The sequence below is a fragment of the Bacillus cereus group sp. BfR-BA-01441 genome, assembly GCF_022663075.1.
Classification (GTDB): Bacteria; Bacillota; Bacilli; order Bacillales; family Bacillaceae_G; genus Bacillus_A; species Bacillus_A cereus.
Window position 1 is genome coordinate 39,859 of record NZ_JAKUEU010000036.1, and the last position, 10,025, is coordinate 49,883.

Sequence of the window (10,025 nt, forward strand, 5' to 3'; positions counted from 1 at the left end):
GCGGTTTTCTTTTATTCATATTATATACAGTGAGATTCATAGAAAGCAAGAACGCTTGGTCATTTTGACCAAGCGTTATCATTTAAACAAAGTATAGTTGTTCCACATGTAAATTATTATTATCATCTTCTACATATTCAATGATTAATGTGCCAACTTTACGATCTTTATCTTCAGTTGTGAAAATAGAGTAAGAAGTAAAACGTGTTTTTGATAGGCCGCTTATGTGTGTAGGTAAAGAAATGTAGTCGTTATCGCGGAAGAATTCCATCAGTTCAATATCCTCAAATTCTTTTCGGTCAACTTGTTTGTTTGTATAGCGGCGTTGAAGTTGTTTTAAAGATTCATTCCAAGAAATTGCTTTTGTGTCGTATACCATTGTTCTATCTCCTTACTGTATGTAATTATTAAGAACATACGTTCTAATCTAGTATACTCTTTTTATTAGAAAAGGGAAAGCAAAAAATAATGTAAGCTTGGATTTCCAAGCTTACATTATTGATGCGTCCGTCATAATCTCTATTTTTCATTATAAGTTAGATAAGAATAAGAAACAAGATGATATATATAATGTTGAGAGTTTTCAAGATTCTGTATATTATAGGTGTACTAAAGTGTAAGGGAATGAGAGGTGTGACATACGTAATTTCACTGCAAGGGCCGATGGCTAGCGGAAAAACAACATTAGCAAAAAGGTTAGAAAAGAGAGGGTTTCGAGTTATATATGAAAATCCATATCCAATTGTAGAGAAGCGAAAAAAATTGAATTTAGATATGAATTCAAAAGTAGGGTTTATTATGAATCAAAAAATGTTTATGGAAGCAAAAATAAAGGAGTTTCAAAATGTGAAAGATTCAGTCGTAATTTTTGATCGCGGACCAGAAGACATTGAGTTTTTTACACTCTTTTATCCAACGATTATAGGAGAAGAGTGGGATATAGAAACTGAATTGAAAGATGAATTATATAAATTAAGAGAATGCCGTTCGGATGTGATTTTTTACTTAGATGTTACGAAAAAGAATGTATATGATAGAAAAAATAATGATAGAACAAGAAACAGAAGTACATTTGAGGAGCAATTTAAATTAGCAGAAACTGAAAAAGACTGGTATAAACAATTTCCTGTAACTTATGTGGACACAAATAGATTAACAGTTGACGATTTAGAGGTATATTTTATGGACTGGTTAAAGGAGAGAGGGCTATGAAAAAAATACTTTTATTTGTATACCCAACATTTGCGGAGTTTGAAATAACAGTAGCGACGGCGTTGCTGAAAAATAAATTTGAAATCATTACAGCGGGCTTAACAAAAGAATTGATTATAAGTGAAACAGGTTTGCAAGTGCAACCACATATAGAAGTAAGTGAAGTACGTGTAGATGAGTATGAGGGGGTACTTATTCCAGATGGAGAAGAAGTACAGTTGAAAGATGCGAAATCTCTTTTTTCAGTCATTCGTCAATTTCACGAACAAGAAAAATTAGTGGCGGCAATTTGTGCTGGACCGTATGCGCTAGCAAAAGCAGGGTTATTTAAAGGGATTTCTTATACTGCGACTATAGATTATCAAAAATTCGATTGTTTTCCAGTAGAAAATTTCGTGTATGAAGAAGTTGTGCAACACTCAAATATCATTACAGCACAAGGGCATGCATTTGTACCATTTGGAATAGCGATTGCCTCTTATTTTGGAGTGGCAGACGAACATAATACAGATTTTTATTGTGGTAAAGGCAATGTAGTAATGGAGAAACTTTTACGAGAAAACGTGTAAAAGCTAGCAAATGCTAGCTTTTTTACACCGATAAATTACTAACGTTTTTGGATCGCGCCATATACCGTTATGGAGCGATAATTCCTTGTTGATTTCTTCTGTTAGCCATTCTTTCATCTCGGCTTGAAGATACATATTATCGGGTATATTTAACGATGGAAACATGCTGGAAATATAGTTTACTATTGGGGTAGCATGATGAAAAACGAGCGCATTATGAATAACTGTTTCTTCAACCGTTGGAAAAGCAGATGCTACTATCTCTTTACCATTTTCTAAACAAAATGGAGAGACTGCTGGTGATGTTTTCGGTAGATCAAATGCGTCAAGCATGTTGTTACACATTTCAACTATACGAGGTAATGAAACTTTAGAATTTGTTGTAGCTAAAAGTGTTCCGCCAGAACGAATGACTTTATAAAAGCCTTGAATTGTTTTTTCAACATCTTTCACATGGTATAACATATGTCTTGCAATTATTAGGTCATAATAATTTGTTTCGAAAGGAAGTTTACTAGCGTCCCCTCGTTTCCATTCTATTAAGTTATTTATTTTAGCAGCTTCAGCAAGCATAGCTTCGGATTGATCAAACCCGGTTAATGGGCCTTTATGACCATTTGTTTGTAAAAGGGAAAGGAATTTTCCACTAGCGCACCCAACCTCTAATATGTTTTCATCCCCTTGAAGGTGTAAATGTTCAATGACGATCTTATCTAAATCTACGTGTTTTTCTTCGTAATGTGTATGTGTGTCGATGCGTGTTTGTAAATGGTTGCTAACGTTATATTGTCGTTTTACATCATTCATTTTGTCACATTCCACCTTTGTGCAAAATTGTTGGATTGCATGTGTTAATACATCTGTTTTCTTTAAACCTTCGTAATGGAGTGCTGATTCAAACCTTTCAAGTAATTTCTCTTCAATTCGAAAATGAATATCTTTTCGTTTTGTCACTGAAATTTCGCCCCTTTGCATCTGTTAGTGAGACTATAGCACGTCTGGAAATTTTGTGTAAATCATTTGTGTACACAAAATTAGGGGGATGAAAAAAATGTTTGAATATGATTTTAAACTATTGACGATTTAACCGTTTTCATATATTCTTAAATTAAGTAATATTCAAATAATTCAAAAGAAATGAGAGAGTCACATGCTTCTTCAAGGAACACATCGAATTGGTCGTATGGCCATGCTGTTGGCACTTGCGGATGAGAATGAAAGTCCTGTATTATCCATTCCAAAAGGTTGGAAGTATTGTACGGGGAAAGTGGGTTCGATGAATTCGCAAAAGGTTGTCGCAGCAATGGAAACAGCGGCTAAAAGCAACCAAGTTATTGAAACAGACGTTTACAGAGAAACACATGCACTTTATCATGCAATTATGGAAGCTTTGTACGGAGTGACGAGAGGTCAAATTCAGTTAGCAGACGTTCTTCGTACAGTAGGACTTCGTTTTGCGATTGTGCGCGGTACACCATACGACGGGAAAAAAGAAGGCGAATGGGTTGCTGTTGCATTATATGGAACGATTGGTGCACCTGTAAAAGGATCTGAGCATGAGGCGATTGGTTTAGGAATTAATCACATATGATTTGCCCATAGTCTATTAGTTAGAAGGGGGCCTTACTTTTTTAGGACAGAAGTCTGTCTTAAAAAGATAAGGTCCCCTTTTGCCTTTTTAAGGAGGAAAAATGATGATTACGTTAACAGGACATACATTGACAGTTGAAGAAATGAAGAGGTTATTACTGGAAGGAGAAGGTGTAACAGCTTGTCCAACTAGTATGCAAAAGGTAGCGGAGTGCCGCGAAGTAGTTGAGAAAATTGTAGAGGACGGAAAAGTCGTTTACGGTATTACAACTGGATTTGGAAAGTTTAGTGATGTGCTTATCCAAAAAGATGATGTAAAGGCACTTCAACATAATTTAATTCAGTCACATGCATGTGGGATAGGTGATCCATTCCCGGAAGAAGTATCGCGCGGAATGTTAATTTTACGAGCGAACACGATGCTTAAAGGAGTATCAGGCGTAAGGCCGCTTGTTGTAAATATGCTTCTTGAGTTTGTAAATCGTAAAATTCATCCAGTCGTTCCGCAACAAGGTTCACTTGGTGCAAGTGGAGATTTAGCACCTTTATCTCATCTTGCGCTCGTATTATTAGGCGAAGGTGAAGTGTTCTATAAAGGGAAACGCGTTCATGCAATGGTTGCTCTTACAGAAGAAGGGCTTGAGCCAATTGAACTTGAAGCGAAAGAAGGTCTTGCGTTAATTAATGGTACGCAGGCGATGACAGCACAAGGAGTTCTTTCTTATATAGAAGCAGAAGCAACGGCGTATCAAGCTGAACTAATTGCTTCGATGACAATTGAAGGGTTACAAGGCATTATTGATGCATTTGATGAAAATGTTCATAAAGCACGTGGCTATAAAGAGCAAGTGGATGTAGCAAGCAGAATTCGTGACATTCTTCATGATAGTAAGTTAACAACAAAACAAGGAGAACTACGTGTACAGGATGCCTATTCACTTCGTTGTATCCCGCAAGTACACGGTGCTTCTTGGCAAGTTTTGAATTATGTGAAAGAAAAATTAGAAATTGAAATGAATGCCGCAACAGATAATCCGCTAATCTTTGATGGCGGGGAAAAAGTAATTTCAGGTGGTAATTTCCATGGTCAACCGATTGCATTTGCGATGGACTTCTTAAAAGTAGGAATGGCGGAACTTGCAAACATTTCAGAGCGTCGTATTGAGCGTTTAGTAAATCCGCAGTTAAACGATTTACCGCCATTTTTAAGTCCAGAACCAGGACTTCAGTCTGGTGCAATGATTATGCAATATGCTGCAGCGTCACTAGTTTCTGAAAATAAAACGTTAGCACATCCAGCGAGTGTTGATTCAATCCCGTCATCAGCTAACCAAGAAGATCACGTAAGTATGGGAACAATCGCTTCACGTCATGCACATCAAATTATTCAAAATGTAAGACGTGTTCTTTCAATTGAAATGATTTGTGCGATGCAAGCGGCAGAATATCGTGGAATTGAAAACATGAGTACAGTGACGAAGAGCTTCTACCATCAAGGGCGTCAGCAAGTACCATCTATTACAAATGATCGCATCTTCTCAACGGATATTGAAAATATTGCACATTGGTTAAAAACGAATTATTCGATAAAAGAAAGATTGGATGTAAACGCAGCACTATAAAATGAGAAAAGGGAGAGATTGAAATGGAAAAAGTACAACAAACAATTCGCGCGCCAAGAGGTACAGAGTTACAAACGAAAGGGTGGGTGCAAGAAGCTGCACTTCGTATGCTAATGAACAATTTAGATCCGGAAGTTGCTGAAAAACCAGAAGAATTAGTTGTGTATGGCGGAATTGGCCGTGCAGCTCGTAACTGGGAAAGCTATCAGGCGATTGTAGATTCATTAAAAACGTTAGAAAGCGATGAAACGTTACTTGTTCAATCAGGAAAACCAGTTGCCATTTTTAAATCACATGAAGATGCACCTCGCGTTCTGTTAGCGAACTCAAACTTAGTACCAAAATGGGCAAACTGGGATCACTTCCGAGAACTAGAGAAAAAAGGTCTTATGATGTACGGACAAATGACAGCTGGTAGCTGGATTTACATTGGAACACAAGGGATTCTACAAGGAACATATGAAACATTTGGTGAAGCAGCTCGTCAACATTTCGACGGTTCATTAAAAGGTACATTAACACTTACTGCTGGTTTAGGTGGTATGGGTGGTGCACAACCTCTTGCTGTAACGATGAACGGCGGTGTTGTCATTGCTATTGATGTTGATAAGCGTAGCATCGATCGTCGTATTGAAAAGAGATATTGTGACATGTATACAGAATCATTAGAAGAAGCATTAACTGTTGCGAACGAGTATAAAGAGAAGAAAGAACCAATTTCAATTGGCTTGCTAGGAAATGCGGCAGAGATTTTACCAGAACTAGTGAAGCGTGATATTACGCCAGATTTAGTTACAGATCAAACATCTGCTCATGATCCATTAAACGGTTATATTCCAGTAGGTTACACATTAGAAGAAGCAGCGAAACTTCGTGAAAAAGATCCAGAACGTTACGTACAATTATCAAAAGAAAGTATGACAAAACATGTGGAAGCGATGCTTGCGATGCAAGAAAAAGGTGCAATTACATTTGATTATGGAAATAACATTCGCCAAGTTGCTTTCGATGAAGGTTTGAAAAATGCTTTCGATTTCCCAGGATTCGTTCCAGCGTTTATTCGTCCATTATTCTGTGAAGGAAAAGGGCCATTCCGCTGGGTAGCACTTTCTGGTGATCCAGAAGATATTTATAAAACAGACGAAGTAATTTTACGTGAGTTCGCTGATAATGAACATTTATGTAACTGGATTCGTATGGCACGTCAACAAGTTGAGTTCCAAGGACTTCCATCACGTATTTGTTGGTTAGGTTACGGTGAGCGTGCGAAATTTGGTCGCATCATTAATGAAATGGTTGCAAATGGTGAATTATCAGCACCGATTGTTATTGGTCGTGACCATTTAGATTGCGGATCAGTAGCATCTCCAAACCGTGAAACAGAAGCGATGAAAGACGGTAGTGATGCAGTAGCTGACTGGCCAATTTTAAATGCATTAATTAATAGTGTAAACGGTGCGAGCTGGGTATCTGTTCACCACGGTGGTGGCGTTGGTATGGGTTATTCACTTCACGCTGGAATGGTTATTGTTGCAGATGGAACAGAAGCAGCAGCAAAACGTATTGAGCGCGTATTAACTTCTGACCCTGGTATGGGTGTTGTTCGTCACGTGGATGCTGGATATGACTTAGCTGTGGAAACTGCGAAAGAAAAAGGCGTTAACATTCCAATGATGAAATAAGGAGGAGAAAACATGCTGGACACTTTACTAATAAATATCGGTCAATTACTAACAATGGATCAAGAAGATGGCTTGTTAAGACGAGAAGCGATGAACACGCTTCCTGTTATCGAAAACGGTGCGGTTGGAATTGAAAATGGTGTAATCACTTTCGTTGGAACAGCGGAAGAAGCGAAAGGATTACAAGCGAAAGAAGTTATTGATTGCGGGGGGAAAATGGTTTCTCCTGGTCTTGTTGATCCGCATACCCATCTTGTATTTGGTGGATCTCGTGAAAATGAAATTGCGCTAAAATTACAAGGAGTTCCGTACTTAGAAATTTTAGAACAAGGCGGAGGTATTCTTTCAACTGTAAATGCAACGAAACAGGCGTCGAAAGAAGAACTTGTTCAAAAAGCGAAATTCCATTTAGACCGTATGCTATCTTTCGGCGTTACAACTGTAGAAGCGAAGAGTGGTTACGGATTAGATGATGAGACGGAATGGAAACAATTAGAGGCAACTGCACAATTACAAAAAGAGCATTCAATCGATTTAGTTTCCACATTTTTAGGTGCTCATGCAGTTCCGAAAGAATATAAAGGTAGATCGAAAGAATTTTTACAATGGATGTTAGACCTATTACCAGAAATGAAAGAGAAACAATTGGCGGAATTCGTTGATATTTTCTGTGAAACAGGTGTGTTCTCAGTAGAAGAATCAAAAGAATTTTTATTAAAAGCGAAAGAGCTTGGCTTTGATGTGAAAATTCATGCAGATGAAATCGACCCTCTTGGTGGTGCGGAAGCAGCGGCAGAAATCGGTGCAGCATCAGCAGACCATCTAGTTGGCGCTTCTGATAAAGGGATTGAAATGCTTGCAAACTCGAATACAGTAGCAACATTATTACCAGGAACAACTTTCTATTTAAATAAAGAAAGCTTTGCTCGTGGTCGTAAAATGATTGATGAAGGTGTTGCAGTTGCGTTAGCTACAGACTTTAACCCAGGTAGCTGTCCAACTGAAAATATTCAGCTTATTATGAGCATTGCGATGCTAAAACTGAAAATGACACCAGAAGAAGTTTGGAATGCCGTAACGGTTAACTCATCATATGCCATTAACCGTGGTGATGTAGCTGGGAAAATTAGAGTTGGTCGTAAGGCAGATTTAGTTTTATGGGATGCTTACAATTATGCTTACGTACCGTATCATTACGGCGTAAGTCATGTGAATACAGTATGGAAGAATGGTAATATTGCATATACAAGAGGTGAACAATCGTGGAGCACGGCCACTATTTAAAGAAAAACGCAAAGTTTATTGATCGTGAAGTGACAAAATGGAGTGAGATGATTAAAGATTGGGAGGAAGGTGTAGAAATATTCGGTGCTGCCTTAATTGGAGCACCCCTTTCTAAACCATCTATTAGTCATTCAGGAGCGAGTTTTGCTCCAAAGACAATTCGTGCGATGTTAGATGCATACAGCACATATGCAATTACAGAAGAACACGATATGAAAGAAAGTGTCTTATATGATTGCGGCGATATTACGATGCATGTGACGGATATAAAAGAAAGTCATAACCGAATTGCGAAAACAGTTGGTCATGTAACGAAAGTAAATCCGAACATGATACCAATCGTTCTTGGTGGTGACCACTCGATTAGTTTTCCGAGTATAACAGGCTTTGCAAACAGTAAAGGAAAGGTCGGGATTATTCAATTTGATGCTCATCATGATTTACGTAATTTAGATGATGGAGGCCCGTCAAATGGTACACCATTCCGTAGTTTACTAGAAAATGATGTCATTACAGGGAAACAACTTGTTCAAATTGGAATTCGTAATTTTTCTAATGCACGTGCGTACCATGAATATGCAATAGAGCATGGTGTAACAGTGTATACAATGAAAGACGTACGAGAGCGAGAAATAAAAGATATTATCACGGAAAGTATTGAATTATTAAGAAATCAAGGTGTGACTTCTATTTATATTTCTCTTGATATGGATGTGCTAGACCAAGCGTTTGCACCAGGTTGTCCAGCAATTGGGCCTGGTGGAATGGATAGTACGACTTTACTAGATGCGATTGAATTCCTTGGTAAAGAACCGCTCGTTCAAGGGATGGATATAGTAGAGATTGATCCAACTCTTGATTTCAGAGATATGACGAGTAGAGTAGCAGCGCAAGTGATTATGAGTTTTCTTTTAGCGAGGGAAACGGTTAGTAAGCAAGTTAGTATATAGACGGAAAAGTAGATCTTTATTTATGCCTTAACAAAAACACATCACTACTTAAATGTAGTGATGTGTTTTTGTATTAAAAGAGAATGAATGTGTGTGGAACCGTTAATGGAATTGAGATTTTTATAGTTTATTGTGTAAATTTAATTTCTTGCTTCTGAAGTGTTGACGTGTAAAATAATTTTATGATAAAATAAAAATTTTGCTAAAAAACTAAAAGTATGTTAAGCTTGAGAAGGTTACCATATATGGAGGTGGATTATTTGTTTCAAATTGGCGATAACATTGTTTATCCAATGCAGGGAGCAGGTATAATTAAAGCCATAGAAGAGAAGGAAATCTCAGGAGAAAAACAACAGTATTATGTTATAAAAATGTCGGCTAGTAATATGGAACTAATGATTCCAGCAGGGAGAATATTGAATTCGAATATACGTCCAGTTACGGATATAACCGCATTAGCACACATAATGGATATTTTTCAACATGGGGAATCAGATAGATTACTTACGTGGAAACAAAGGTATAAATTGAACACTGATAAAATAAAGACGGGTAAAATGCAAGAAGGTGCTGAAGTTGTGCGTGATTTAATGCGTATACAGAAAGAAAAAGCACTTAATGCAAGCGAAAAGAAGATGTTAGATAACGCATATGAATTTTTGATTAGTGAACTGGGATTAATTGAAGGTATCACAGAAAATCAGATAAAAAGCTTTTGTTAAGGTTCATTACAAATAATGTATTATATCCCAAAAAAGATCTTGAATTTTTTGGGAACATAATTATAGAAAATTTATCATTTCAAAGACATTCAACTCTTTCAAACCACTTTTAGAGCATTACCTCTATTGTTATTACTACAATCAAATCCATTTTTATTTTTTAATTTCATTTATGAATGTTCGAAGTTTAATTGAATACTTCGATAAAATAGTTACTTGATTTTTGCAATCCTGATTCACACTGGCACGGACGAGGAGCCGTAAGGATGAAAGAGAGGTAGGGCTTTCATTGTTTTAGGTATATAAGTTATTATTTTTAGAAGAATACTGAACCATTTTCACTTCTATTGATAAGGTGCTTTTTTATTAAAGAGATAAACGAATTGACAGCCAT

10 protein-coding genes are annotated in these 10,025 nt (G+C 37.1%); 8 read left to right on the forward strand and 2 right to left on the reverse strand.

What is annotated here, in order from left to right; genetic code table 11:
• Positions 1-82 precede the first annotated feature (82 nt).
• Entirely contained in the window at positions 83-379 is a 297-nt protein-coding gene (locus MR107_RS16475; protein ID WP_000262401.1) for a hypothetical protein, read from the reverse strand.
• 245 nt (positions 380-624) lie between these two features.
• Between MR107_RS16475 and MR107_RS16480 the strand changes: the two genes are divergently transcribed.
• On the forward strand, positions 625-1,212 hold the full coding sequence (locus MR107_RS16480; protein ID WP_002041639.1) for an AAA family ATPase: 588 nt from the start codon (positions 625-627) through the stop codon (positions 1,210-1,212).
• Entirely contained in the window at positions 1,209-1,781 is a 573-nt protein-coding gene (locus MR107_RS16485) for a DJ-1/PfpI family protein (RefSeq protein WP_242292525.1), read from the forward strand. The genes MR107_RS16480 and MR107_RS16485 overlap by 4 nt, the downstream gene beginning before the upstream one ends.
• A gap of 3 nt (positions 1,782-1,784) precedes the next feature.
• On the opposite strand, the gene MR107_RS16490 is transcribed toward MR107_RS16485, so the two are convergent.
• The gene (locus tag MR107_RS16490; RefSeq protein WP_242292526.1) at positions 1,785-2,735 is read right to left on the reverse strand and encodes a class I SAM-dependent methyltransferase; all 951 of its coding nucleotides are present in this window, start codon (positions 2,733-2,735) and stop codon (positions 1,785-1,787) included.
• 196 nt (positions 2,736-2,931) lie between these two features.
• Here MR107_RS16490 and hutP point away from each other — a divergent pair, with 196 nt between their 5' ends.
• From hutP to MR107_RS16520, 6 genes are all read left to right on the forward strand, one after another.
• Entirely contained in the window at positions 2,932-3,372 is a 441-nt protein-coding gene (gene hutP, locus MR107_RS16495; RefSeq protein WP_000926516.1) for a hut operon transcriptional regulator HutP, read from the forward strand.
• A gap of 103 nt (positions 3,373-3,475) precedes the next feature.
• The gene (gene hutH / locus MR107_RS16500; RefSeq protein ID WP_000631874.1) at positions 3,476-4,993 is read left to right on the forward strand and encodes a histidine ammonia-lyase; all 1,518 of its coding nucleotides are present in this window, start codon (positions 3,476-3,478) and stop codon (positions 4,991-4,993) included.
• A 23-nt stretch (positions 4,994-5,016) separates the two neighbouring features.
• Entirely contained in the window at positions 5,017-6,675 is a 1,659-nt protein-coding gene (gene hutU / locus MR107_RS16505; protein ID WP_000416944.1) for a urocanate hydratase, read from the forward strand.
• A gap of 12 nt (positions 6,676-6,687) precedes the next feature.
• Complete coding sequence (gene hutI / locus MR107_RS16510; protein ID WP_000887531.1) at positions 6,688-7,959, forward strand: imidazolonepropionase; 1,272 nt, start codon at positions 6,688-6,690, stop codon at positions 7,957-7,959.
• The gene (hutG, locus tag MR107_RS16515) at positions 7,938-8,909 is read left to right on the forward strand and encodes a formimidoylglutamase (RefSeq protein ID WP_000399838.1); all 972 of its coding nucleotides are present in this window, start codon (positions 7,938-7,940) and stop codon (positions 8,907-8,909) included. Before hutI ends, hutG begins: the two co-directional genes overlap by 22 nt.
• A 260-nt stretch (positions 8,910-9,169) precedes the next feature.
• The gene (locus MR107_RS16520; RefSeq protein ID WP_170317877.1) at positions 9,170-9,631 is read left to right on the forward strand and encodes a CarD family transcriptional regulator; all 462 of its coding nucleotides are present in this window, start codon (positions 9,170-9,172) and stop codon (positions 9,629-9,631) included.
• Positions 9,632-10,025 lie beyond the last annotated feature (394 nt).